Below are 23,928 nucleotides of genomic sequence, written 5' to 3'. Positions count from 1 at the left end.
TGGGGTGCCGCGGCCGTCGGTCTGGCCAACGTCATTGCCGTCGCGTATTTGTCACGTGGCTCACTCGTTACAGCGAGTGCGGCGGTCCGTATCGCGCAGGTTCCGGATTTCTGGTCATGGGTGTGACTCTGGGCGTGCTACCGCTCCTGGCTTCTTCGGACGGCAGGGGCGACCGCGAGCGGCTGTCCGCGTCCCTGCGCAGAGCCGCCCTCACCGTCGGCGCGGTCGTACTACTCGGACAACTGACGTCGCAGGAATTCCGCGCCAGCTGCGAGCGCGACCATCTTGTCTCGTGCGACGCGTCGGTCGAGTGGGGCCATACCGCAATTTCTACTCGGGTAGAGCTTGTCTGCGTCGACGAACGCGATTGCGCAACTGAGTGTTTCAGCGACTTCTTCGGCAGACTCGACGGAACAGCTGATCGCAGCGACGGGGAGGACACTGTCAGGGAAGTCGGTCGCCCTGAGCTTATTTTCGACGCTGCTCGAAGCAGTGCGAAGCGAGAGACGCCGGAATCTCGGCAAGCCCAGGTCCTCCGTTGCAGAGCCAACCTGCAATCTGCTCCTTCATTCCTGCGCCCAGAACGAAACCGAGCCACGTTGGTCGGCCACCGGTTCGATGTCCGCATCTCGATGGGGCAACCACGACAACGTTCGATCGTTCGCATGGTCCAAGGCACTCGGTGACGCGAAAGTCAGCGACACCATCGACCAGGTGACGCAAACTCTCGAGTTCGGCGTCGTGGTCGATGTCCGGATGCTTGTCGCCAGTGCCGCAGCAGCATCCGCGGCATACGATGACTGTCGGTCTGGATCGATCCAATGCCACTGTGTCCATCTCCTATCCACGGCGTTTCGAGTTGCTCCGATGTACCGGTCACCAGGGTGAAAGCGTCGCGTGCCGTGATCGCTGTTACAGACCCTTCGACCGCAAAAAATCCGCGACGAAAGTCACCGCCTGCGGGTTGCGTGGGCCTTCGACGAGTGCCGCGTAGGGAAGGGCCGTGATGTTGTTCTCACGGACTGCGGTCGTACCCGACATCAGCGGATGTTGCCGTAGCTGTTCGATTTTCGCCTCGACGGTCTCCCCCGCGTCGGAGTTGTAGTCGACGATGACGATCGCTTGCGGGTCGCGCTGAGCTGCGGCCTCCCAGGAGGCGGTGGTCCACGAGTTGTCGATGTCGTCGAAGATGTTGCTGCCGCCGGCTTCTCGGAAGATCTGCGATGGGGCTGCTGTACGGCCGGAGGTGAACGGTTCCGGGGTCGCACTGTCGAACAGGAACATTCGTGCCGGATCCTGCCCGGCCGGTGCTGTCGCGTTCGCTTCTGCAACTTGTTCGCGGTACCCGGCGACGAGATCGTCGGCGCGGTCACGGACGTCGAAGATATCGCCGAGGTTTTCGATATCGGCGTACAGCGCGTCGAGCGGGTCCATGATTCCGCGCTGTGTGGTGCCGGGTTGACGGCATGCCTCGGTGAGCTGATACGGGGTGGCACCGATGCTGCGCACCCAGTCCGGTGTCAGACCGGTCGATTCCTTGTATCCGTAGTTCCAGCCGGCGAAGACGAAGTCCGGATTCGCGGCCTGGACCGCTTCACGGGTGAAGGTGTCACCGATATCGGGTGTGACCTCGAAATCGGCTTTCCAGGGCGAGGATTCGATGTCCCCGTCCTTGGAGGCCTGCGCGGAGAAGCCGACGACTCGGTCGGCCAGGCCGAGCGCGAACATCATCTCGGTGATTCCGGTGTCGTTGGTGACCACGCGCTTCGGAACGCCATCGACGGTCAACGGCTCATCGCAGTTGGTGACGGTGACGACCGCGCCGCCTGGTTCTGCTGCGGTCTCCACCTCCGCGCCGCAGGCGCTCACCGCCAGGGTGGTTGCAGCGATCAGTGCCCAGGTCCGTCTCGGATGTGTCATCGGTACTCTTTCTCGTCGAAAATGATCTGGGGGACGCCCAGTCGGGGGTGGGTGATGATGTGGCCACCGATCTCGAACCAGCGGCGCAGAACGTCGGCGGTGATGACCTCGGCGGGGGTGCCCGAGCACACCAGCCGCCCGGCACCGAGCACGAACAGCTGGTCGCAGTACTGGGCTGCGAGGTTGAGGTCGTGCAGGGCGGCGACGACGGTGACACCGAGCTTTTTCGCGGCGGAAAGCACGGCATATTGATGGTGGACGTCGAGATGGTTGGTCGGCTCGTCCAGTACCAGCACCTTCGGTTCCTGCGCGAACGCGCGTGCGATCAGGACTCGTTGCCGCTCCCCGCCGGACAGTGAGAGAAAGCTCCGCTCCGACAGATGTTGTGCGTCGGCGAGCAGCATCGCCTCCCGGCAGACGAGGTGATCGTGTGCCCGGTCTCTCGAGAATGCACGTCCGTGGGGAAGTCGGCCCGTCGCAACGACTTCTGCGGCGGTGAAGTCGAATTGCAGGGGCGAATCCTGGGTGAGCGCGGCCACCTGCAGAGCGTTCAGGCGCATGCTGACAGTCAGATTGTCGACGCCATCGACCCGCACCGCCCCCGCCGACGGGGTCAGCGCCCGGTAGAGGCATCGCAGTAGTGTCGATTTTCCGCTGCCGTTGGGTCCTACGATCCCGACGAAATGTCCCGACGGGATCGAGACGGTGACGTCGTGCACGATCGTGGCACCATCGATGGTGACGTCGACAGCGTCGTACTCGACGCGCATCAGTCGGAGCCCATCAGGGCACCGCGGCGGCGCATCAGCAGCACGAACACCGGGACTCCGACCGCCGCGGTGATCGCGCCGAGCGGAAGTTCCTGCGGAGGCACCAAGGTTCGGGCGAGAAGGTCGGCGCTGACCAGAAAGACCGATCCGAGGACCGGGGTCACCACGATCAAGCGTCTATGGTCGGCACCGACGAGCATTCGGGCGACATGCGGGACGACGAGTCCGACGAATCCGATTGCGCCGCAGATGGATACGAAACATCCGGTCATCGCCGCCGCGACAACGAACAACAGCATCCGAAACTTCGAGGCATCGAGTCCGAGAGCGGCGCTGACTTCATCGCCCATCGACAATGCGTTGAGGCGGCGGGCGCAGGCAGCGATGATCACCAAGCCCACTACGGTGACGACGGCCGCGAGCGGGACCATCTGCCAGGTTGCCGCCGACAGGCTTCCGAGGAGCCAGAACATGACGCTGCGTGCGCCGTCGCCGTATGGGGCGAGGAACACCAAGACAGTGGTGATGGCCGAGAAGCCGTACCCAAGAGCAGTTCCGGTGAGAACCAGCCGCAGAGGAACGAGCCCCGCCGCAGATCTGGCCATGAGGTACACCAGCAACGTCGCAGCCAACGCACCGACGAACGCGGCCGTGGAGAGGGCGTAGATCCCGAGGGCACCGAAGGTACCGAACAGCACCACCGACGTCGCACCGACGGACGCACCGGAGGATATGCCCAGCACGTACGGGTCCGCGAGGGCATTGCGCACCATCGCCTGAACAACCAGTCCGACAGCGCTGAGGCCGCTGCCGATGAGAATGGCCAGCAGCACTCGAGGCACGCGTGAATCGACGATGATGCGGTAGTTGGGTACATCGTCCGTAGCGATGGTGCCACCGGTGATCTCTGCCCATGCGATGTGGCAAACCTCGCGCCACGGGACATGTGCGGTGCCGAGCATCAACGCGATCACCGACACCGCTACCAACACCAGGAGGGCGGTCGCGGTCAGAGCAGTCACCGACATTCGGCGCATCTCGTTGGCACGTTCCTTGCAGGTCGTCGACGTCAGGCGTTGCGGCTCTCGTGACACGAGCGCAGACGAAGACGACAGACCTGTCCCAACACGGTCTGCACCTCGTCGACCATGTCCCACGGAGTCGACAAGCGACCGCACCGGTGGTGCGGCCGCGTTGGCAGGTCTTCGGACTCGTGAACACGTCACCGGATGCTTCCGATGACAACCTAGTGGCGGTCGCTTCCCGAGCCAGTTGGGCTCAGTGCTGTTGACCGCGGTCGTTTCCACTTACCGCTGCGGGGCAGTTCCGGATCCACACCGGATTCCCTCTTGCGATCCGACCAGCCCCACATGCAGGGCGGCCGGAAACCAACGCAGCGCGACTGTAACACCACCACTGTCGTCGATGATTCGACCTACGACAGTGGACCGACGCACCTCTCGAACAATGCCGATCGTCGAGGGTGTCAGTCGTGGCGGTGTTCCGCTCCCATGATGTCGTGCAGGATGCGGTGCACGATCGCGTCGGCGACTACCCGGTAGTGCACCGTCCGGCCCGACTTCGTCGTCTCGACCCACCCTCGGGCCCTGAGGGCGCGGAGCGATTGCGACGCCGCGTTCTCGGTGATGCCCACGGCGACAGCGAGTTCGGCGACACTGGCACCGGATTTCTCGTGCATGTAGCTGACCAGACGCAGCCGTGTCGGATCGGACAGGACGGCAAAGCGTGTCGACCATTCCTCGATGTCGTCGCTATCGGTCATCGATTCTCCCGCGCTGCTGGTTCCCAATGCTGCTGCTACGCTACGGCACACAACATGTGTCTGCCTGGACACATATTTCGATCGAGCGCGCACCCGGGGAGCAGTCCGTGACACCGTCCATCGCCCGCATTCTGGGTCTTGCCGTTGTTCTCGCCCTCACCGCCGCGGGATGCGCGTCACCGTCCGACGAGGACTCCGGCGAGGCGATCGTGCTGGCCGACAACCAGGAACTCGGCGGGTTCAGTCCAATCTCCGGCTACGGCGCACTCGGCGTCTCCCCGGTCTACGAGGGGTTGCTCCGCCCCGACGCCGATTCCGACTCCGCACTTCCCGATCTCGTTCCGTCCCTGGCCGACTCGGTCCCGACGAATCTTGCACCCCGGCAGTGGCGAGTGACGTTGCGTGCGGACGTCGCATTCTCGGACGGCACCGACTTCGACTCCGCGGACGTAGTGTCCACCTACGAGGCCGTGAAGAATCCCACTGTCGCATCCGAGATCTCGACGGATTTCGATCCGATCGTCGATGTCGTCGCTGATGGATCCGACGCCGTGGTGATAACGATGACCACCGACGCAGACCCGTCGCCGTACCTCCTGCTCGGTATCGCTCCGTCGGAGCGGGTCGAGCAGGCACCCGCGGCCGACTGGGCACTGAACACCGAGCCGGTCGGAACCGGGCCGTACATGCTGGACAGCCTGCGCGCGGATCAGGCCGTCTTCACCGCACGTGCGGACTACTGGGGCGAGGCTCCGCAGGTGACGCGACTGGTGATCACCTACACTCCGGACGACAACACCCGAGTGCAGCGGGTCGCCACGGGCGAGGTCTCCGGCACGTCACTGCCTCCGACTGCCGTCGCCGCGCTCGACGGAAACGACGACGTGAAGACGGTCGGCGTGAAATCTGCTGATTGGCGCGGGGTCTCGTTTCCGGCGGGCAATGCGTTCACATCCGACTTGCAGGCCCGCATCGCGATGAATCTCGCCGTCGATCGAAAGGGCATGATCGACGATGTTCTCGGTGGGTACGGTCGCCCCGCGAGCACACCGGTGGCCGATGTCTACGGCGACGCCTACGAGCCGACAGCCGTGTTCCCGTTCGACCTTTCCGCCGCCGAGTCCACCCTCGATGCCGCCGGGTGGCAGGTCGGCGCAGGCGGTGTACGCGAGAAAGACGGTGCCACAGCGTCGTTCGAGCTTCTCTACAACGCTCAGGATTCTGTGCGGAGGGATCTTGCGGTGGCCTTCGCCGCGGGCATGCAACCCGTCGGTATCGACGTCTGGCCGCGCGGAACAGGGTGGGACGAGATCGAGACCCGCCTCGGCGACTCGGCAGTTCTGCTCGGCGGTGGCGAGACCCCGTACAGCATCGACTCGCAGGTGTTCGACACCCTGCACACCCGCGTCGCCGACTCCTCGCCCTATGCCAACCCCGGCAACTTCACCGCGCCGGGTCTCGACGATGCACTGCAGCAGGCACGCGATTCCGCGTCCGGACCCGAGAACGACGCTCGATACCGGCTGATCCAGCAGCTCTACGTGGAGCAGCCGTCCTCGGTGTTCCTCACGTTCCTCGACCACGCATACGCGTATCGCGACCTCGGCTGGAACCAGAGCCCTCCCATTCTCGAACCGCACTCGCACGGCGTCTCGTGGGGTCCATGGTGGCACCTGGCGGCGTGGACACGTGCGCAGTAGAACTCGAGCCCGGACAGTGGGCCGAATCCTCGCCGTCCGTACCGGTATCGCAATCCCGACTGTCGTCGCGGTCTCGGCGGCCATGTTCGCACTCGCGTCGTTATCTCCACTCGACCCGCTCGCCGCGTACCTCGGTGACAGCTACCAGAGTGCGACTCTGTCGCAGCGGCAGCAACTTCGAGACGCCTACGGAACGGACAGACCCTGGTACACCGCATGGTGGACCTGGCTGACCGACCTACTGCACGGCGACCTCGGATGGTCCTCGACCCAGTCCCTCCCGGTCTCGACAGTCCTTGCAGAACGCCTGCCCTTCACTCTAGGACTGTCCACCCTCGCCCTGCTTCTGGCCACCGCGATCGCCGTCGTGCTGGGTTCCTCGGCCGGGATGCGCCGCGGCGGAATGCTCGATCGGGCGTGCTCGGTCCTGTCCACGATCTTCGCGGCCGTGCCGCCGTTCGTCGTATCGCTGGTTCTGGTCTCGGTGTTTGCGGTGACCTTGAGGTGGTTTCCCACCTCGGGTGCACGGGCACCGGGCACCACGTACTCGGCCGCGGGGATCGCCGCGCATGCCGTGCTCCCGCTCATCGCGCTCACCGTCTCGCAGATCCCGTGGCTTCTTCTGTCCATGCGGGCTGCGGTCGTCGACTCGGCCGACTCCGATGCGGTGCGCGCGGCGCGGGCACGCGGGATCTACGGGTGGGCTCTGTTGCGTGGGCACGTGCTGCCGAGTTCGGCGGCTCCGACTCTGGCGCTCCTCGGCACCCGGCTACCCGAGCTGATCGCGGGTGCTGCGATTGTCGAGACCGTGTTCGGGTGGCCAGGGATGGCCGAGGCGCTGGTCCAATCAGCTGCGGCACTGGACTTCTCGTTGATGGCGGCGACCACGACCGCCGCGGCCCTCGCCGTTCTGCTGGGATCGGCATTGTCCGACGCAGCGACCGCCGCGATCGACCCACGAGTGCGGATCGCTGCATGACCGCCCGAGACGATGAGCTCGACACTCGGCGTCGATTCATCCCGGATTCGCCGTGGTTCGTGGTTCTCGCGATCACACTCGTCGCACTGCTGATCCCGATGATCGCCGGACGGCAGACCGCGGATTTCGCTTCCGCACTGCAGCCGCCGAGCGCCTCGAACCTGCTGGGCACCGATCACTCCGGATACGACATGCTCACCAGAACAGCAGAGGGGCTGCGGATCTCGCTGTTGATCGCAGTACTCTGCGCGGTGATCGCGTGCGCTCTCGGAGTAGTCATCGGGGTTGCCTCGGCGGCTGCCGGCGGGTGGTTCGATGCCGTCGTCATGCGCGTGGTCGATACGGTCAACGCCCTCCCCCACCTGGTGCTGGGCATCGTCATCGCGGCGCTGTGGCGAGGTGAGCCACTTGCCGTGGTGGCGTCGATCTCGTTGACGCACTGGCCGTCTGTCGCCCGGATAGTGCGGGCCGAGATCTTGGCGACGGCAGATTCCGGGTGGGTTCGCACCTCCCGCCTGGCCGGCGCGTCCCGATGGTTCGTCGCACGCAGGCACCTGGCGCCGTCGGTAGGTGGGCAAATTCTGGTCGCGCTGGCGATGCTGATCCCGCACGCCATCTGGCACGAATCGACACTGTCGTTTCTCGGAGTCGGTCTGTCACCCGATCGCGCGAGCCTGGGCACGCTACTCGGGCAGGCCCGCGGCGATGTGATGCTCGGCGCATGGTGGACACTCGCCGTTCCGGCCACGGCGCTCGTGGTGACGGCACTCGCGTTCACCCTGGGACTGTCGATGCTGCGACGACGACTCACTCCACCCGGGGGTTCGGTGTGGTGACCGCAGCCAGACTTCGCAAATACACCGTGGACATCGACTCACGCAGCCGCGGAGGCACTCTCGTTCGCACACTGGACTCCGTCGATCTCGACGTCGATTCCGGCCGAGTCACCGCCCTCGTCGGCGAATCGGGATGCGGCAAATCCCTCGTTGCGGCCGCACTGTGCGGGCTGCTGCCACCGGGGTCACACACGACCGGAACTCTCGACATAGCCGGACGCGCGGTGCCGACCGAGGCCGACTGGCGACTACTCCGCGGGCACCGCATCGGGCTGATTCCGCAGTCACCCGCTACCTCGTTCACACCCGTGCGCACCGTCGGCTCCCAGCTCGCCGAGGTCGTGCGAACCCTTGGAAGCCGAAACACCCTGTCGGAGTTGTTGGATCGGGTAGCACTCCCACCATCGAACGCGCGGCTGTACCCGCACGAATTGTCCGGCGGGATGGCGCAGCGCGCCGCGATCGCCGCGGCACTCGCCGGGTCACCGGATCTGGTCATTGCGGACGAGCCGACATCGGCACTCGATCCAGCTCTGGCAGAACAGGTCTGGGCACTGTTGAGCGACATGGCGGCTGACGGTCGAGCCGTGCTCATCGTCACTCACGATCTGACCTCGATGATGCGCTCCGGTACCTGTGGATCCATCGCCGTGATGAGGGCGGGGACGACGGTCCTCCAGGCCACACCGGCGACAGTCCTGTCGCATGACGACGACTACGTCCGCGCTCTGTTCGTAGGCGTGACGATATGATGGAAGCTCGGAACGTGACCGTGACGTACGACGATACTGTTGTTCTGCAACAGGTCTCGGTGACTGTCGCTCCCGGCGCGACGATCGGTATCACCGGCCCGTCCGGTGTCGGAAAGACGACACTGCTCGGGGTAATGGCCGGGTTGGTGCAGCCGCATTCGGGCACCGTGACATGGGATGCGCAGGCACGGCCCTTGCGCGGGTCGATCGCTCTCCTTGCTCAGCATCCGAGACTGGTGTGCAATCCGCGGTGGACCCTCGGTGCGATCGTGGCCGAGCCTGCAGCGATTCGCCGGGAGGTGATCGATGTCGAGGCCGTGTGCGACCGCGTCGGCCTCGATACTGCTTTGCTGCGGCGATTCCCGGCCCAGGTGAGCGATGGGCAACTCCAACGCGCATGCCTCGCGCGCATCCTCGTGCAACGGCCGCTGTACATCCTGTGCGACGAGCCGACGTCCATGCTCGATCCGATCGCCACCCGCGACGTGATGCGACTACTCATTGCACTGGCCGCAGACGGAGCCGGACTCGCTGTGGTCAGCCACGACCGAGCCGTCATCGACGCCCTCGCGCCCGAACACCTCGAACTCCGTGCACACATCGCATCCTGAGCGAGAACCTGGGATAAATCGTTCGACGCTACTACATTGTGCTGCAACATTATTCGCCGCTCATCGCTCACGGGTTCTGCCGCGCCCGTAGTTCTTCCTCCATCGGCGCGAAGAAGTCCCGCGCTATCGTGGTGAGTTCCTCGCCCGCTGTGCTCGGAGTCCCGGCGTCGAACGGAGGTTGCGGCGCGTATTCGGCACCGAGCATGGAGAATCGGGCGTAGTCGTCGCCGCAGAGCTTGGCCACGAGTGCGATCCCCAGGTCCATTCCCGCGGTCACCCCCGCCGCAGTCATACGATTCCCGTCCTCGACGACGCGCTCGTCGGCCTCGATCGCCCCGTAGCCTGTCAGCAGATGCCGAAACGCCCAGTGCGACGTGGCGCGTCGACCATCGAGGAGACCGGCGGCGGCGAGGGCGATCGATCCCGTGCACACGCTGGTCACGTACTGGGCACTGTGTCCGAGCCGTTCGATGTGTTCCATCGCGGCGACGTCACGCAGCAGGATCCCGGTGTCGCCACCGGGGACGAGGATGACCGCGGGTGCGTCCTCCGCCTCGGCCAACGCAACGGTCGTGAGCACTGACACCCCGTTCCCACTGAGCACAGGATCTCCCGCCCGCCCCGTGGAAGCGAGGTGGACTGTCGCCCCCGTGGCCGCGAGGAAATGCATCGGGCCGACCGCGTCGAGCATCTCGAAGCCGGGGTGCACGACGATCAGGATCTGTCGACCGGTGAGGAAACCGTCGGGCGCGAGGCGGGCGACCTCGTCGTGCGCCGCGATGCTCCGTTCGATCGCCGCACGCTTGGCAGTGTCGCCGTCGGTGGCCTCGAACACTGTGCTGCCCGTGGGGTTGTCGGAGTGATCGGTCATCGCGTGATCCTGTCTGTTGGTTGTCGGTCGTCTTCGTCGGCGAAGGCGAGTTGGAGTCGACCGGTCAAGGGATTGATCAGCGACGCTGCGTGGACGCCGAATACCCGCCGGAGGTGCTCGGGGGTGAACACCTCACAGGGGGTCCCGGATGCAACGACACGGCCGCGCTCGAGCATCACCACTTCGTCGCAATACGCGGCGGCAAGATTCAGATCGTGCAGGGTGACCAACGTCGTAACCGTGAGTTCTCGTACGAGGGTCAGCAGCTGCAGTTGGTGTCGGATGTCGAGGTGATTGGTCGGCTCGTCGAGCACGAGAATTCGAGGCTCCTGAGCCAGCGCTCGGGCGAGCTGAACACGCTGTCGTTCACCTCCGGACAATGTGCTGATCTGACGGTTCGCGAGATCTGCAACAGAGGTCGCCCGCATCGCCGACTCGACGATGCCGGCGTCACCGGACCGGCCCGCTGCGAACAGACGTCCGTGTGGAAGCCGTCCGGTAGCAACACAATCGGCTACCGTCAGCTCCAGATCGGCGGGGTTGTCCTGCACGACCGCGGCTGTCACCCGGGCGACTTCTCGCGCGCTCGAGGTCCACACGTCACGCCCATCGGCAAAGACGTGGCCTTCGGCAGGGCGCAGCATCCGATAGATCGCCCGGAGCAGAGTGGACTTGCCGCTCCCGTTCGGGCCGACGACTCCCACGATGTTGGACTGCGCCGACAACGAGATGCCGTCGATGATCCGCCGACCCGCGATATCGACACTGACGCCCTCGACGCGTAGCGGCGCGCCGTCCTCGCTATTCATCGGTCCTCGCGCCCGGACCGGCGTAGCAGCCACAGGAAGAACGGCGCACCCACCACTGCGGTCAGCAGACCGACGGGGATCTCACTCGGAGCGAGCACCAGCCGGGCCCCGATGTCCACCACGACGAGCAACAAACCACCGGCGAGTGCCGAGGCGGGCAGAACCCAACGGTGATCGGAGCCGACGAGCATGCGGACCGCATGGGGGACAACGAGTCCGACGAAACCGATAGCACCGCTCACCGCGACCGCTACCCCGACCAGCAGAGAGGTGATGACGAACAGAAGCAGTCGCATCCGTGCCACGTCGACCCCGAGACTGGCGGCTGTCTCGTCGCCGATGAGAAATGCATTGAGCACGCCGGCGAACAGCACGAGTACGACGGTCGCAGTCACCAGCACCACGGTCGGCACACCGAGGTCACTCCAGGTGGCGGCTGCGAGGCTGCCCGCGAGCCACGAGAGAACCTGTCCGACTCCACTACCGGGGCCGCTCGCACGGAGGACCAGATAACTGGTCAACGAGCTCAAGAGGTACGACACTGCGACACCGGCCAGCACAAGACGACTTGGGTTCACCCGACCCCCTCGTTGGGCGAGGACGAACACGGCGATTGTCGTAGCGAGCGCCCCGACGAAGGCAGCCACCGGAGTCGATACCGCAGCGAGGACGCCCGAGGTCAGCGTCAGGGCGGCGACGGCCGCTAACGATGCCCCCGAGGAGACCCCGAACACGAACGGGTCAGCGAGAGGGTTGCGTACGACGGCCTGCAGTACCGCTCCGGCGACAGCGAGGGCGGCGCCGACAACGAATCCGAGCAGCGCCCGCGGAAGTCGAAATTCCCAGATGATCTGGTCGTCGAGTCCTGCGGTTCCGGTGCTCCACGGGAGGAGATGCGCGACGATGACGTCGACGACGTGCACCGGGGAGATGGCCACGCTCCCGATTGCCACTGATGCGACGACGGCGAGGGTGACGCCGACCACCAGGACGAGCAGTACTACTTTTCGCCGAAAATTCGGCGGTGCCGCTACGCGATCGACGGCAGACGCTCTGCTCACGCCGAGGGTACGGGCAGGTCCAGGCCCGGGTGAAGTGCGTTGGCAATTTTCGTGAGTCCGACCATGACCGAGATCGATGAATCGGTCTGCTGCGTGGGCACCTCGCTGATCCGTCCGTCCCGGACGGCCGGCACATTCGGAAATGTGTTCTCCAGGAACGCCTTCTGCGTCTCGAAGTCCTGCCCGTCGAAGGTACCGACCAGGATCACGTCGGCGTCGGAGGCGGCGAATTCTTCCTTGCTGACGTAGACAGCATCCGATGGGAATGCGTTGGTACCGCCCGCCGTAGTGATCAAGCTGTCGTAGACTCCGCCGGCGAGCACGATCACCGGCCCCTCACCACCATTGAAGTACGCGGTGCGGACCGTCGGCTTCCCCGCTACCGCACTGATCACGTCCTGCTTCTGCGCGTCCAGTTGTGCGACAACGGCGTCCGCTTTCGCCTCGACGTCGAAGATGCGACCGAGGTCGCGCAGGGTCTTCGCAGCAGTATCGATGTTCCACTTCTCGCTGCTCTGAGCGTCCGTGGAGGTACAGAGATTCGCTCCGTACACAACCGCACCGGTCTGCTCGATCTGCTCGACGGTTGCGTAGCCCTGGGACGGGTCGAAGGCGTAGCCGTCGAGGACCTGGCCGGTCACGAGATCAGGTTGTTCACTGAGCAGTACCTCTTTGGACGGGAACCCCATCGCGCTGCCGATGTCGGTGAGGCCTTGTGCTGCTTCCTCGACCGAGGCGGGGTAGGGCGCATAGTTCTTCTGAACCGCGACGATCCGATCGCGGAGACCCAGGGCCAGCAGAGCTTCGGTGGTCGATTGCCAGAGACTGACGACGCGTGTCGGCTCCGCTTCGACCGTGATGGTGCGTCCGCAGTTCTCCAGCGAAACCGGATATGTCTCCGAGGCCGCAGCCGAAGGTGAATCGGACGAGGTCGTCTCACCGGGATCCGAGCACCCCGAGGTCACTACGAGGACGGCGGCGATCGCCGCGCATCCGGCCATCGATCGTCGAGACAATCTCGACACGGCAACTCCTTCGCTTCGACACGTGCACCCGGCATCCCGTAACGGGGCCGGAAGTAGCCATACGACGACCTAGTCGGGCGCGACACCCTGATAGTTCCCGAATACGCGCAACGGACTCATCGGGAACTTTCGTCACCACTTGCCCGACTACTGCTCGAGTAGGACCGGCTGACTGCCCAGTGCAGCCCGAGGAGAAGGAACAGAACCCGCAGATGTCCACCAGTGAAATCGATCGACCGCCTGCGCCCGGTGACACCCCGCCTCCGGCGACGAAGACGCAATTGTGGCCACAGCTCAGGCCGTTCGTGCTGCGGTTGCACTTCTATGCCGGCATCCTGGTCGGACCGTTTCTGCTGATCGCGGCCGTGACCGGCCTGCTGTACACCATCAGCCCGCAGTTGTCGGACTACGTTCATCGCCACGAACTGACCGTCGATCAGGTCGGTGATCAGCAGCTGCCGCTCAGTGAGCAGGTCGCCGCGGCCCGGGCCGCCCACCCCGAAGGCTCGATCACCGAGGTCCGGCCCCCCATCGACGCCGAGAGCACCACGCGCGTCGTGCTGGCGGTCGACGATGTTCCCGAGGGGTACGGGCGGACCGTGTTCGTCGACCCCTACACCGCGCAGGTCCGCGGGGAACTGACCACGTTCGGTGAGTGGCTCCCGGTGCGCGCGTGGATCGATGAACTGCACCGCAACCTCCACCTCGGCGATCTGGGCCGTAACTACAGTGAGCTGGCCGCGAGTTGGCTGTGGGTGGTTGCACTCGGTGGGCTCGTGTTGTGGATCGCCCGTGTCCGCCAACGCTCGTCCAGTGTTTCCGAAGCCGCCAGGGCTGCACTGGTGCCGGAACCGAAGAAGAAGGGCCGCGCCCGCACATTGTCGTGGCACGGAACGGTCGGGGTGTGGATCATCGCCGCTCTCCTGCTGCTCTCGGTCACCGGTTTGACGTGGTCACGGTATGCCGGAGAGACCATCGGGGACGTACGTACGGCGCTGTCGTGGACGACGCCGTCGGTCGAGACCGATCCTGCCGGAACGGGCGAGAATGCAGGCGGTGATCACCACGGGGGTGACGGTGCGCCGGTCACCGACACTGTGATCGGTGAAGGCGTCGGAATCGACGGTGTCGAGGCCGCCGCCGAGGGCGCGGGACTGCAGGTACCGATGGAGCTCGTTCCTCCCGCTGCAGAGGGACAGGCATGGAAAGTTCAAGAGGCCAAACGTGATTGGCCCACACGCTACGATTCGGTGGCCGTCGATCCCGCATCGGGGAAGGTGATCGACAAGGTCGAGTTCGCGAACTGGCCGTTCATGGCGAAGATGACCAACTGGACCATCGACGCCCACATGGGCATCCTGTTCGGACTCGTCAACCAGATCATGTTGGCGCTCACTGCTATCGGACTGATCGCTGTCATCCTTCGCGGCTACCGGATGTGGTGGCTGCGGCGACCGACAAGGGCACGGGGAGTCAGGTTCGGGCCACCGGCCAAACGCGGCGCGCTGCGCCGGATGCCGCCGTGGGCCGCGGTCACTGCGGTGCTGATCGCAGTGATCCTGGGGTGGTATCTGCCGTTGTTCGGAATCACGCTCGCGGTGTTCGTTGCCGTCGACGTCGCTCTGGGACTGCGCTACCACCACCGATCACGCGGAACCGCACTCGAATCGGCGTCGCTGCCGACGCGGGAAGAACGAACCGACGCGGATCCAACACTGGGCCTCGATACACACGATCGGCAGGACAAGTCATGATCGGCGATACCTCGCTGCGGTGGATCACCACAGCACTGTTCGTGTTCGCCGCCGGATACTGCGTGTACCGCATCATCCGAGCCGCGAACTGGAACGTTCGGATCGACCACGGTTTCCATCTCGTGATGTGCGCAGCGATGATTGCGATGGTGTGGCCGTGGGGACTCGGCGTCCCGCTGTTACCGCAGGGAGCGTTCTTCGCCGCGGCGACGGTGTGGTTCGCGATCTCCGCGGCACGCACGGCGCCGAGCACGACCGATGTCGACGAGCACCCTCACGGGCCTGCGATGGGCGGCTATCACGCATTCATGATGGCTGCGATGGTGTGGATGGTCGCGGTGATGGCCGGATGGCTTCCCGGTGCCGCTGCGCACGATCACACCGCCGACGCCGCCGACGGTGGCATGGCCGGGATGGGCGCGCACGCACACACTCGAGGTATGGACATGAGCAGTCCTGATCATGCGGCTGCGATGAGCGGACCGGGATGGATCTCCGCGGTATCACTCACGCTCACAGTCGTCTTCGCTGTCGCAGCGATCGTGTGGCTCTACCGTCTGTTCGTCGCCGAACAGACGGCTGCTCTCGGGCCCTTACGTCCTTCGCCTGCATCGCAGGTAGGTAGTACTGCTGTCGCTGTACTACCGGCGTCGCGGATGCAGACTGTCGCGGCGGCGTGCGAGGTGGCGATGGCAGCCGGGATGGCGATCATGATGGGCGTCATGTAACAGCGATGATCGCCCGACACCACTGCAGTACAGCTATATCGAACGAGGTTCTGTGACAACCGACTCACCGCACCATATTTCACACACCCGCCAGTCGGTGTGTGTGCACTACGCCCTCGCGGTCGCGCTTGTCTGCGCGGCCGCGTTGGTCGTTGTCGTCACGGTCGTCTCCGGTGACACCCGGTATGCCGCGAGCGGTGATTCGTTCCCGGGCACGGTCACCTCCTTGTCCTACGTCCTGCTCCGTTTCACTGCCACCCTCGCCGGCGCGATCACGGTGGGTTCGCTTGCGTACGGGCTGATGTGTACCCGTTTCGGCCGCGCTGGTCGTGTAGGCCCCGAGGGATACGCGGCTCTGCTCACCGCGGGCCGCTCGAGCCTGGTCTGGTTGGCTGCTGCGCTGGTCTTGATTCCGGTGTCGGCAGCCGACGCCACCGGAATCGGAATCGGTGACGCGGTGGCACGTGGGGTGATCGTCGATCTCATCCCACCGAACGAGGCACCGAAAGCGTGGATGGTCAGCGCGATCGCTGCTGCCGTGGTCACCATCACCGTCAGGTGGACGCTGAATTGGGTGGTGATGGCCGTCTCGTCGGTCGTCGCAGCCATCGGGGTGTTGCCCGCGTGGGTCGTCGGCAATGCCGGTCAAGGACCGAATCACGACATCGCCACCAGCGCCGCCATCGTCGCTGCACTGGCCCTGTCGGTGTGGACCGGGTCGACGATGAGCCTGTGGTCCCAGCATCGACGAGTGCCCAACCGAAACCACTGCGACCCTGACGACTCCGACTCCGACCCCGATCTCGCAGTGGCGGTTTCGCGGCAGAGCATCGTCGCTGCGTGCTCCGCGATACTCACGATCGGCCTGTCGGCCGTGCTGATGATCATCCTTCTTCCCGCTGGCTCTGTGCTCACCACCTCCTACGGCCGGCTCGCGGTTGCCGGTGCCGGGCTGATACTTCTTGCCGCGATGTGCGTCGGCACGGCTGTGTTGCGGGGTCGGCGCGGCGGCGTGGGCCCGCGCCCGAATCATGTTGCGATACAGCTGGTCGCATTGATCGTTCTCTGGGCGGCGGTCACTCTGATGGCCATCCAGCCGGCTCCGGTGTTCTTGACCTCTCCTGCCACGGTGTACGACGTGCTTCTCGGATTCGAACCGTCCGGAGCTCCCTCGCTGGGGCAGTTCGCGAGCTTCTGGAGGTTCGACTTCGTCACCGGCGGAGCGGCAGTGGTGCTGGCATCGATGTACGGGTGGGCGGTTCTGCGGTTGCGCAGGCGCGGCGATCGGTGGCCGCTCGGGCGCATCATCGCCTGGATGACTGGATGTCTGGCGTTGTTGGTGGCGACGAGTTCGGGTGTGGGGGCGTACGGTTCGGCGATGTTCAGCGTCCACATGGGCGTGCACATGACGCTCAACATGTTCGTTCCGGTCCTGCTTGTGCTCGGCGGGCCGGTCACACTGGCGTTGCGGGCGCTGCCCCCGGCGCGGGATGACAGCGTCCCGGGACCGCGGGAGTGGATTGTGTGGGTGGTGCATTCGCCGCTGATGCGACTGCTGTCGAACCCCGCCGTCGCGGTCGGGTTGTTCGTCCTTTCGCTCTATGCGGTGTATTTCAGCCCGCTGTTCGACGAGCTGGTCCGCTACCACTGGGGACACGAGCTGATGAACATCCACTTCATCGTCACCGGGTACCTCTACTACTGGGTCATCATCGGTATCGACCCCGGCCCCAAACGCCTCCCCCACCTGGGCCGGTTGGCATTGCTGTTCGCGGTCATGCCTTTTCACGCGTTCTTCGGTATCGCGGTGATGACCATGGACCGCATCATCGGCGGAACCTTCTACCGCTACCTCGATCTTCCGTGGGTCCAGGATCTCGCCGGCGATCAGCGTTTCGGCGGTGGCCTGGCATGGGCGTCGAGCGAGGTCCCTCTGGTGCTCGTGGTCATCGCCCTGGTCAGCCAGTGGGCGCGTCAGGACAGGCGCACCGAAGTTCGTGAGGACCGGCTCGCCGATTCTGGTACCGATGACGAGCTCGACGCCTACAACGCGATGTTGGCGCAGCTCTCGCGCACTCGAAAGTGACGAGAAGACAACACATCATGTCCGGGACTGTCTTCTATATCGTGTTGTTCATCTCGGCCGGCGGCGCAGCGTGGCTCGCCTCCCGCGCCGAGCACCGGCGCGACGCCCGGTGGGTCGGTGTTCTGGCCATCATTGCCTTCGCTGTCGTGTTCGCCGCGGTCGCAGGACAACTGGCATCGTCCTGACCTGCGCGACGAGGACCGCGGCTGCAGACAATGAGAGGCCGGATCAGAGCAAGGTGCGCCAGTAGTCCCAGAACCGTTCGATGCACACCAGGACGACCGCGGTGTACCAGACCGCGGCCGCCGGCCAGGTCCATGCACGCAGCGCCGGCGAGGCACCGGCGCGTCCCATCGCGGTCAACCAGAGGGGGATCGTCACGGCCCACACGGCCATGCAGTACGGGCACAAGGCCCCGATGCGGTAGAGACTCTGGAAGATCAGCCAGTGCACGAACACCACACCCGCTGACAGACCTGCGGCGAGTCCTGTCCAATACCAGCGCGGGATCGGGACTGCTCCGAGGGTGAGGATCCCGGTGACTACCACGACGGTGAATGCGGGGATTCCGAGGATGGGGTTGGGGAACCCCAGTAGCGCTGCCTGGGGCGCGGTCATCACCGACCCGCAGGACAGCACCGGGTTCAGGCTGCACGAGGGAACGTAGCTGGGGTCCAGGAGCAACTCGTAGCGTTCGATCACCAGGATCAACGATGCGAGCAGTCCTATGCTTCCTGCAACGAGCATTCCCCATCCCGCCCCGGGGGATACTGGTCTATGCCGTTGTGTAGGAACGGTTTCGGTCATGCCGTTCACGGGATGGCGCGTACCGCTGCGTCGAGGGCGTCGGGTGTGCTCAGGTCGAGGGGTTCGCCGTTGAGCAGGACGGTAGGGGTGGCGTTGATGTTGGTCTCGAGCACCGACTGTGTGGAATCGGTAACCCAGTCGGTGTAGTGGCCGCCGGTGATGCAGTCGCCTGCGGTGTCGGGTGCTACCGCTGCGAGGGCAATATCGGTCAGTTGCTCGTCGCTCAGGCCTGAACCGCCTTCGGCGGGCTGCTGCTCGTAGACGGCGGAGTGGAAGCCGAGCCAGGTGTCGATCGACGAATCGGCGACGCACAGTGACGCGTTCGCCGCCCGGGTGGAGTAGTCGGTGGAGGACATGCGGTCGAGGATGGCGATGGGGTGGTAGTCGATCGCCGCGATTCCGTCGGTGCGAAGGTTGTCGAGGGTGTCGCCGAACGTTGCCTCGAAGCTCTTGCACACCGGGCATTGAAAGTCCTCGTAGACCGTCAGGACACGCTTGGGTGATGCTGCGCCCTCGGCGAGTTCGACGTTCGGGGTTGCGGCGCGTAGGGCACCGGTCTCCGTGACCGATGACGGTGCCGCCGCGGTCTGCGCCGACGAATCGCGGGTGGCGATCACGATGATGCCCACTGTCAGTGCGAACGCGACCAGTGCTGTGGTGACGCCGACACGTACCCAGATCGATCGTCGGTGTTCGGCCGCGGCGAGAGTGTTGCGCGGAGTCCGGGCAGTGTTGGGCACGGGTGGGGATCCTTCCGTCGGTTCGGCTCGAGAGGGGCTCGATCAGTACGTGAGAACGCGGCGCTCCGGGCGAAGGGCCAGTCGCGTCCACAGCCCGGTGAGAACTACGGCGGTGAGCAGCCCGATCACCGCGCCGGGGCCGGGACCGGCGAGAGTTGAACTGTCGGGAGCGGACTGGCGTGTCCAGATGGCCAACACCGCCAGGACCGAGGTAATGGCGCATCCTGCGGCGGCGAGAACGATCAGATGGAACATGCGGGTATGAAGTGCGGCTGCCGAGCAGATCAGACAGAAGATCACACCGGCATGAGCGGCGATCACAGCGATGATGCTGGTCGATTCCGCCTGCGCTGCTGCATTGTTGAGCAATGTTGCCCAGCCCGTTGCCGCACCCGCCTGGCACAGGCACAGACCCAGCCCTGCTATGGCGATAGCCACAGCCACACGCAGTCGCTCGTGTGCAGCCATCTCCACCGTTGCCAATACTCGTCGTTCGATGGCCTCGAACATGGGCCGATAGTGTCGAAGATCGTCGTGCACTTCGAACCCTTCCGTCAAGTGCGGTACCGGCCGCATCCGTCGACCGCATCCTGCGTCGGCGCATCTCGATGACCGCTCGAACACCAGTCGCACTGCGGGCGAGAAAGTTCCCCGCTCGACGCGGGAACTTCGGAGCCCACGAATGCGACTGACTGTAGGTACCGCGGCGATGACTTCGGTACGAATCCGCCTGGTGGCTGACCGGGCGAGGTACGCAGGAGTGCGTGGCCGGGCCGGTCGTGCGGCGCGGCCACGCACAGCACGTCTACCGAAGCGGCGACTCCCTTTACCGCGCGCCGAGGTATCCGGTCGAGCGGTCAGTCTCCAGCGCGGTACCGACGCAGCCGGAGGCTGTTCGATACGACGAAGAATGACGAGAACGCCATGGCAGCGCCCGCGAGGAGTGGGTTGAGCAGACCTGCGGCCGCGATGGGGATGGCGGCGATGTTGTATCCGAACGCCCACAGCATGTTTCCCTTGATGGTCGCCAGCGTGGCCTTGGCCAGGCCCAACGAATCGACCACCGCGCCGAGGTCGTCGCGGACGACGATGATGTCCGCGGCACCGATGGCGACATCGGTGCCCGCGCCGATCGCCAAACCGAGATCCGCCGTCGCCAACGCCGGCCCGTCGTTGATCCCATCCCCCACCATCGCCACCGTCCGGCCGGACTCCTTCAGCGAGGCGATGATGTCGACCTTGCCCTCGGGCAGCACTTCGGCGATGACCTCCTCTATTCCGACCGCATCCGCCGCAACCTGAGCCGCGAAAGCGTTGTCACCGGTGACCAACAATGTCCTCAGCCCGAGAGCGTGCAGTTGTGCGATCGCGGCTGCGGCGGAGGGTTTGACGGTGTCGGAGACGGTCACCACTGCCCGAACGATTCCATCCACCGCCACGAACACCGAGGTGGCTCCGATCGTGTCACTGCGGTTCTGCGCCATCGTCAACGTTCGTGGGATCACCAATCCTCGGTCCTCGAACAGTCGTCGACGGCCGATCTCGACGAGCCGACCGTGGACCCGGCCGTGGGCTCCCATTCCGGGTAGCGCTACGAAGTCCTCGACCGGCTCGAGCTCGTCGCAGCGGGAGCGGGCTGCGTCGACGATCGCGGCGGCGATGGCATGTTCGGAGGCGTGTTCGACAGCGCCGGCCAGGACCAGCATCTCGTTCTCATCGGCACCATGGGCGACGACGATCGACTCGAACGTCAACGCCCCGGTGGTGATGGTGCCTGTCTTGTCGAATACGACCGTGTCGACGGTTCTGGTGGCTTCGAGGGCGTGATGGCCTTTGATGAACACTCCGAGCTGCGCTCCTCGGCCGGAGGCCACCATCAGCGCGGTCGGTGTCGCCAACCCGAGCGCGCAGGGGCAGGCGATGATCAGCACTGCGAGCGCAGCGCTGACCGCGGTGTCCACCTGACCGGTCCCGATCAGCCACCCGATGAATGTGAGCGCCGAGAGCACGAACACGATGGGCACGAACACCCCGGAAATACGGTCGGCAAGACGCTGCAGATCCGCTTTGCCCGACTGCGCGGCGTCTACGAGGCGGATCATGCCCGCGAGCGCGGTGTCCGATCCGACCGCCGCTGCTTCGACCACCAAACGGCCGTCGAGGACAACGGTTCCACCGATCACCGCCGACCCGGTCCGTATGTCGACGGGCAGCGATTCACCTGTCATCGCGCTGGTGTCGACGGTGCAGGTGCCTTCGACCACGAGGCCGTCAGCTGCGATCACTTCACCGGGCCGCACCACGAACCGCTGACCTTCCTTCAGCTCTGTGACCGGGATGCGTAGCTCGTTGCCGTCGCGCAGCAGCACCGAAACATCGCGGGCACCGAGTTCGGCCAAGGCCCGCAGCGCCCCGCCCGCACGGCGTTTGGCTTTGGCCTCGAAGTAGCGGCCGGCGAGAACGAAGACGGTGACACCGGCTGCGACTTCGAGGTAGATCGAATCGCTCGAGACGATCGCGGCCCAAATGCCGCGGCTTTCGTCTGCAGTCGAGGCACGAAAGAACATCGAATACAGCGACCAGCCGGTGGCCGCGATGATGCCGGAGGAGACCAGTGTGTCCATCGTGCTCGTGCGGTGCCGGAGTCCCGCGAGGGCAGCGCGGTGGAACGGTAGGGCAGCCCACCCCACCACGGGGATCGCCAACGCCAGCAGAACGAACTGCCAACCGGTGATGCGGGTGCTGGGGACCACTGCGAACATGATCGACAAATCGGCGAGTGGCATGAACAGCACCAACGCGACGACCAGACGGCGGAAGATGTCCCGGGTGTGTGCGTCCTCGGCCGAGGTGTCGACGCTGGCGTGGTCGACGAACGGCTCCGCGCTGTAACCGGCGGATGCAACGACCTCACACAGCTGTGTCGGTGTCGAGGTGGTGGGTGCGTCGATAGTGGCGACGGCGGTGGCATAGTTCACCGATGCCCGGACCCCGTCGATTTTGTTCAACTTACGCTCGACCCGGTTGGCGCATGCACCGCACGTCATCCCGCTGACCGACAGCGCGATCCGTACCGTGTCGGTTCCGGTGGGGGCCGGGTTTTCACCGGGCGCGGCAGTGGAGGCGGGCGTGGTGCTCACAGACATCGGATCAGTTCTCTCGTCGGTAGTGCAGGTTGTTCGTGCGGGCGCGGGTCAGGCGGCCGGGTCGTTCGCACCGCGTAGGTGGCCGCGGCGCCGCCCGTAGCGGGCTCCGTCGGGCAACTCGACGTCCTCGCCGGCATCGGCGGGTAGACGATGCGAGGCCGGAGACCCGGTGTGGAGCTCTCGTCTCCGGACCATCATCGTCACCAACACTCCGATGGCGATGATGGCGTGCGAGGCCACCCGTTCGACGGTGACCTGCCCGGCTATCGAATCAGTGATCACAAAACACGTCAGCAGCACCGTGAACGTGGCCAACACCGGCAGCAATCCGTTGGTGGCGGCCGGGCGCCACGCGGCGATCAGAAAACCGACGCCGACTGCAAGGTTCCAGGCGGTGCTCTCGTTGAACAGGTGCCCGGTCATTGCCTCGGTGCCCATGACCATCCCGCCGTGATCATGTCCGATGCCGAAGATTTGAGTGAGCCCAAGGGCCAACTGGGCCAGTGCGACCACGACGAGTGCGGCTCGCCAGGGGTGATCACGGATCACCCACCGAAGCAATCGCCGCGGCCTACTCCTCGGAACGGGCACACCGACTGCGGCGAGAATGCTCGACGTCAGATCCGGAGTCCGACCCACCGAGTTGACGCGCAAGCTACGGGTCAGTGCGGTCGCCGAGGCGTACCACGCTTGGCAGTCGGTGCAGGTAGCGAGATGCTCGTCCGTGCGATGGGTGGGCACGGGCTCTCGTTCTCCGTCGATGCGCGCCGACAGAGCTTCTCGCGCTAGTGAGCAGTCCACACCTACAGTGTCGCGCAGGGCTGGCGATAAGTTCCCGGCACCGGTCCCCTACTGTTGCGGGCGTGAGTTCACGGGCCGAGCACGACGCGCACACCACCGAGTTGGCGCTCGCTGCCGGTCGGGGCGATCACCGCGCCCTCGAATCGTTCATCCGGGACACTCAGAGCGACGTGTGGCGTTTCGTTGCGCACTTGAGCTCGGTGTCGGCAGCCGACGATCTCACCCAGGAAACCTATCTACGGGCGATGAAGTCGCTGCCACGTTTCGCCGCCCAGTCCTCGGCACGCACCTGGCTCCTCTCGATCGCCCGACGCGTGGTCGTCGACCAAGTTCGTTCGGCAATGTCCCGTCCCCGGCTGGTCGGAAGCGACGATTGGATCGCTGTCGCCGACTCCGCCCACGCTGCATCGGCCCCGGCCGCGAACTCCTCCGAAGATCTCGTCGAGGTACGGATGCTGCTCGCAGGGCTTCCCGCCGAACGGCGCGAAGCACTGATCCTCACGCAAGTCCTCGGCTTGTCCTACGACGAAGCCGCGCAGGTGTGTGGGTGCCCGATCGGAACGGTCCGCTCCCGGGTGGCACGCGCCCGAGAGCAGTTGATCGCAGCATCGCGTGCCGACGGGCAGAACACCGGTTAGACCGCCGGATTGCGCGGGCAGTCACAAGCCTTCCCAGCGCAGAAATTCGGCGACGTCAGTCAGGGCCTGGGGATCGTTCATTTTCGACAAGCGCTGCATACCCCAAAGCCA

General features: G+C 65.2%; 23 protein-coding genes and 1 riboswitch. Of the genes, 10 read left to right on the top strand and 13 right to left on the bottom strand.

Translation table 11 applies throughout. From position 1 onward, the window contains the following. Positions 1 to 912: 912 nt before the first annotated feature. From CH274_RS20015 to CH274_RS20000, 4 genes are all read right to left on the bottom strand, one after another. Positions 913 to 1,920, bottom strand: coding sequence for an ABC transporter substrate-binding protein (locus CH274_RS20015; RefSeq protein WP_094658626.1), 1,008 nt, complete (start codon positions 1,918 to 1,920; stop codon positions 913 to 915). Then, on the bottom strand, positions 1,917 to 2,690 hold the full coding sequence (locus CH274_RS20010) for an ABC transporter ATP-binding protein (RefSeq protein WP_094658624.1): 774 nt from the start codon (positions 2,688 to 2,690) through the stop codon (positions 1,917 to 1,919). Before CH274_RS20010 ends, CH274_RS20015 begins: the two co-directional genes overlap by 4 nt. Next, on the bottom strand, positions 2,690 to 3,727 hold the full coding sequence (locus CH274_RS20005) for a FecCD family ABC transporter permease (RefSeq protein ID WP_094658622.1): 1,038 nt from the start codon (positions 3,725 to 3,727) through the stop codon (positions 2,690 to 2,692). Before CH274_RS20005 ends, CH274_RS20010 begins: the two co-directional genes overlap by 1 nt. 142 nt (positions 3,728 to 3,869) lie before the next feature. Further along, positions 3,870 to 4,098: riboswitch (cobalamin riboswitch) on the bottom strand. A gap of 78 nt (positions 4,099 to 4,176) precedes the next feature. Next, a complete protein-coding gene (locus CH274_RS20000; protein ID WP_094658789.1) occupies positions 4,177 to 4,473 on the bottom strand; it encodes an ArsR/SmtB family transcription factor in 297 nt (98 codons plus the stop codon). A 26-nt stretch (positions 4,474 to 4,499) separates the two neighbouring features. Here CH274_RS20000 and CH274_RS19995 point away from each other — a divergent pair, with 26 nt between their 5' ends. From CH274_RS19995 to CH274_RS19975, 5 genes are read left to right on the top strand one after another with little or no spacing between them, the layout of a single operon-like run. Next, a complete protein-coding gene (locus CH274_RS19995; protein ID WP_094658620.1) occupies positions 4,500 to 6,173 on the top strand; it encodes an ABC transporter substrate-binding protein in 1,674 nt (557 codons plus the stop codon). Further along, positions 6,163 to 7,152, top strand: a complete 990-nt coding sequence (locus CH274_RS19990; RefSeq protein WP_256993643.1) for an ABC transporter permease — start codon at positions 6,163 to 6,165, stop codon at positions 7,150 to 7,152. The genes CH274_RS19995 and CH274_RS19990 overlap by 11 nt, the downstream gene beginning before the upstream one ends. Beyond that, positions 7,149 to 7,988 carry an ABC transporter permease gene (locus CH274_RS19985; RefSeq protein WP_032403511.1) on the top strand — a complete coding sequence of 280 codons (840 nt, stop codon included), beginning with the start codon at positions 7,149 to 7,151 and terminating at the stop codon, positions 7,986 to 7,988. The genes CH274_RS19990 and CH274_RS19985 overlap by 4 nt, the downstream gene beginning before the upstream one ends. Then, on the top strand, positions 7,985 to 8,740 hold the full coding sequence (locus CH274_RS19980) for an ATP-binding cassette domain-containing protein (protein WP_373453937.1): 756 nt from the start codon (positions 7,985 to 7,987) through the stop codon (positions 8,738 to 8,740). Before CH274_RS19985 ends, CH274_RS19980 begins: the two co-directional genes overlap by 4 nt. A 20-nt stretch (positions 8,741 to 8,760) precedes the next feature. Next, positions 8,761 to 9,351 (top strand): ABC transporter ATP-binding protein, encoded by a 591-nt coding sequence (locus CH274_RS19975; protein ID WP_306436609.1) that lies wholly within the window; start codon positions 8,761 to 8,763, stop codon positions 9,349 to 9,351. A 67-nt stretch (positions 9,352 to 9,418) separates the two neighbouring features. On the opposite strand, the gene CH274_RS19970 is transcribed toward CH274_RS19975, so the two are convergent. The 4 genes from CH274_RS19970 to CH274_RS19955 are packed head-to-tail and all read right to left on the bottom strand — an operon-like array spanning position 9,419 to position 13,117. Next, positions 9,419 to 10,222, bottom strand: a complete 804-nt coding sequence (locus tag CH274_RS19970) for a DJ-1/PfpI family protein (RefSeq protein WP_094658617.1) — start codon at positions 10,220 to 10,222, stop codon at positions 9,419 to 9,421. Further along, the gene (locus tag CH274_RS19965; RefSeq protein ID WP_094658615.1) at positions 10,219 to 11,031 is read right to left on the bottom strand and encodes an ABC transporter ATP-binding protein; all 813 of its coding nucleotides are present in this window, start codon (positions 11,029 to 11,031) and stop codon (positions 10,219 to 10,221) included. The genes CH274_RS19970 and CH274_RS19965 overlap by 4 nt, the downstream gene beginning before the upstream one ends. Next, positions 11,028 to 12,092: a FecCD family ABC transporter permease gene (locus CH274_RS19960; protein ID WP_218829227.1), complete on the bottom strand. Its 1,065-nt coding sequence runs from the start codon at positions 12,090 to 12,092 to the stop codon at positions 11,028 to 11,030. The genes CH274_RS19965 and CH274_RS19960 overlap by 4 nt, the downstream gene beginning before the upstream one ends. Beyond that, positions 12,089 to 13,117: an ABC transporter substrate-binding protein gene (locus CH274_RS19955; protein WP_094658613.1), complete on the bottom strand. Its 1,029-nt coding sequence runs from the start codon at positions 13,115 to 13,117 to the stop codon at positions 12,089 to 12,091. The genes CH274_RS19960 and CH274_RS19955 overlap by 4 nt, the downstream gene beginning before the upstream one ends. A gap of 212 nt (positions 13,118 to 13,329) precedes the next feature. Here CH274_RS19955 and CH274_RS19950 point away from each other — a divergent pair, with 212 nt between their 5' ends. The 4 genes from CH274_RS19950 to CH274_RS29345 are packed head-to-tail and all read left to right on the top strand — an operon-like array spanning position 13,330 to position 17,870. Beyond that, complete coding sequence (locus tag CH274_RS19950; protein WP_094658782.1) at positions 13,330 to 14,871, top strand: PepSY-associated TM helix domain-containing protein; 1,542 nt, start codon at positions 13,330 to 13,332, stop codon at positions 14,869 to 14,871. After that, positions 14,868 to 15,599 (top strand): DUF5134 domain-containing protein, encoded by a 732-nt coding sequence (locus tag CH274_RS19945; RefSeq protein WP_094658611.1) that lies wholly within the window; start codon positions 14,868 to 14,870, stop codon positions 15,597 to 15,599. Before CH274_RS19950 ends, CH274_RS19945 begins: the two co-directional genes overlap by 4 nt. A gap of 52 nt (positions 15,600 to 15,651) precedes the next feature. After that, positions 15,652 to 17,685, top strand: a complete 2,034-nt coding sequence (locus CH274_RS19940) for a cytochrome c oxidase assembly protein (RefSeq protein ID WP_256993642.1) — start codon at positions 15,652 to 15,654, stop codon at positions 17,683 to 17,685. A 17-nt stretch (positions 17,686 to 17,702) separates the two neighbouring features. Further along, positions 17,703 to 17,870 carry a hypothetical protein gene (locus CH274_RS29345; protein ID WP_179275810.1) on the top strand — a complete coding sequence of 56 codons (168 nt, stop codon included), beginning with the start codon at positions 17,703 to 17,705 and terminating at the stop codon, positions 17,868 to 17,870. A 43-nt stretch (positions 17,871 to 17,913) separates the two neighbouring features. Here the strand turns inward: CH274_RS29345 and CH274_RS19935 are convergent, their stop codons facing one another. The 5 genes from CH274_RS19935 to CH274_RS19915 all read right to left on the bottom strand — a co-directional run bounded on the left by CH274_RS19935 (position 17,914) and on the right by CH274_RS19915 (position 23,179). Further along, positions 17,914 to 18,492 carry a vitamin K epoxide reductase family protein gene (locus CH274_RS19935; RefSeq protein ID WP_094658780.1) on the bottom strand — a complete coding sequence of 193 codons (579 nt, stop codon included), beginning with the start codon at positions 18,490 to 18,492 and terminating at the stop codon, positions 17,914 to 17,916. 5 nt (positions 18,493 to 18,497) lie between these two features. Further along, positions 18,498 to 19,232, bottom strand: coding sequence for a DsbA family protein (locus CH274_RS19930; protein WP_094658607.1), 735 nt, complete (start codon positions 19,230 to 19,232; stop codon positions 18,498 to 18,500). Between the two features lie 42 nt (positions 19,233 to 19,274). Next, complete coding sequence (locus CH274_RS19925; protein ID WP_143546615.1) at positions 19,275 to 19,742, bottom strand: Rv2732c family membrane protein; 468 nt, start codon at positions 19,740 to 19,742, stop codon at positions 19,275 to 19,277. A 347-nt stretch (positions 19,743 to 20,089) separates the two neighbouring features. Then, the gene (locus tag CH274_RS19920) at positions 20,090 to 22,378 is read right to left on the bottom strand and encodes a heavy metal translocating P-type ATPase (protein WP_094658603.1); all 2,289 of its coding nucleotides are present in this window, start codon (positions 22,376 to 22,378) and stop codon (positions 20,090 to 20,092) included. 48 nt (positions 22,379 to 22,426) lie between these two features. Further along, complete coding sequence (locus tag CH274_RS19915) at positions 22,427 to 23,179, bottom strand: zf-HC2 domain-containing protein (protein WP_094658601.1); 753 nt, start codon at positions 23,177 to 23,179, stop codon at positions 22,427 to 22,429. A gap of 62 nt (positions 23,180 to 23,241) precedes the next feature. On the opposite strand from CH274_RS19915, the gene sigC reads away from it, so the two are divergent. Next, positions 23,242 to 23,817, top strand: coding sequence for an RNA polymerase sigma factor SigC (gene sigC / locus CH274_RS19910; protein ID WP_094658599.1), 576 nt, complete (start codon positions 23,242 to 23,244; stop codon positions 23,815 to 23,817). The last annotated feature ends 111 nt before the right edge of the window (positions 23,818 to 23,928 follow it).

It is taken from the genome of Rhodococcus sp. 06-418-5 (assembly GCF_002258285.1).
Lineage (GTDB): Bacteria > Actinomycetota > Actinomycetes > Mycobacteriales > Mycobacteriaceae > Rhodococcoides.
Note: the sequence above shows the minus strand (reverse complement) of the source record. Positions and strands in the feature narration are given on the sequence as shown.

What these genes read in the sequence shown, in the direction of transcription:
- CH274_RS20015 (WP_094658626.1), bottom strand. Translation starts at nt 1,920, where the DNA reads ATGACACATCCGAGACGGACCTGGGCACTGATCGCTGCAACCACCCTG.
- CH274_RS20010 (WP_094658624.1), bottom strand. Translation starts at nt 2,690, where the DNA reads ATGCGCGTCGAGTACGACGCTGTCGACGTCACCATCGATGGTGCCACG.
- CH274_RS20005 (WP_094658622.1), bottom strand. Translation starts at nt 3,727, where the DNA reads ATGCGCCGAATGTCGGTGACTGCTCTGACCGCGACCGCCCTCCTGGTG.
- CH274_RS20000 (WP_094658789.1), bottom strand. Translation starts at nt 4,473, where the DNA reads ATGACCGATAGCGACGACATCGAGGAATGGTCGACACGCTTTGCCGTC.
- CH274_RS19995 (WP_094658620.1), top strand. Translation starts at nt 4,500, where the DNA reads ATGCTGCTGCTACGCTACGGCACACAACATGTGTCTGCCTGGACACAT.
- CH274_RS19985 (WP_032403511.1), top strand. Translation starts at nt 7,149, where the DNA reads ATGACCGCCCGAGACGATGAGCTCGACACTCGGCGTCGATTCATCCCG.
- CH274_RS19970 (WP_094658617.1), bottom strand. Translation starts at nt 10,222, where the DNA reads ATGACCGATCACTCCGACAACCCCACGGGCAGCACAGTGTTCGAGGCC.
- CH274_RS19965 (WP_094658615.1), bottom strand. Translation starts at nt 11,031, where the DNA reads ATGAATAGCGAGGACGGCGCGCCGCTACGCGTCGAGGGCGTCAGTGTC.
- CH274_RS19950 (WP_094658782.1), top strand. Translation starts at nt 13,330, where the DNA reads ATGTCCACCAGTGAAATCGATCGACCGCCTGCGCCCGGTGACACCCCG.
- CH274_RS19945 (WP_094658611.1), top strand. Translation starts at nt 14,868, where the DNA reads ATGATCGGCGATACCTCGCTGCGGTGGATCACCACAGCACTGTTCGTG.
- CH274_RS29345 (WP_179275810.1), top strand. Translation starts at nt 17,703, where the DNA reads ATGTCCGGGACTGTCTTCTATATCGTGTTGTTCATCTCGGCCGGCGGC.
- CH274_RS19935 (WP_094658780.1), bottom strand. Translation starts at nt 18,492, where the DNA reads ATGACCGAAACCGTTCCTACACAACGGCATAGACCAGTATCCCCCGGG.
- CH274_RS19925 (WP_143546615.1), bottom strand. Translation starts at nt 19,742, where the DNA reads ATGTTCGAGGCCATCGAACGACGAGTATTGGCAACGGTGGAGATGGCT.
- CH274_RS19920 (WP_094658603.1), bottom strand. Translation starts at nt 22,378, where the DNA reads ATGTCTGTGAGCACCACGCCCGCCTCCACTGCCGCGCCCGGTGAAAAC.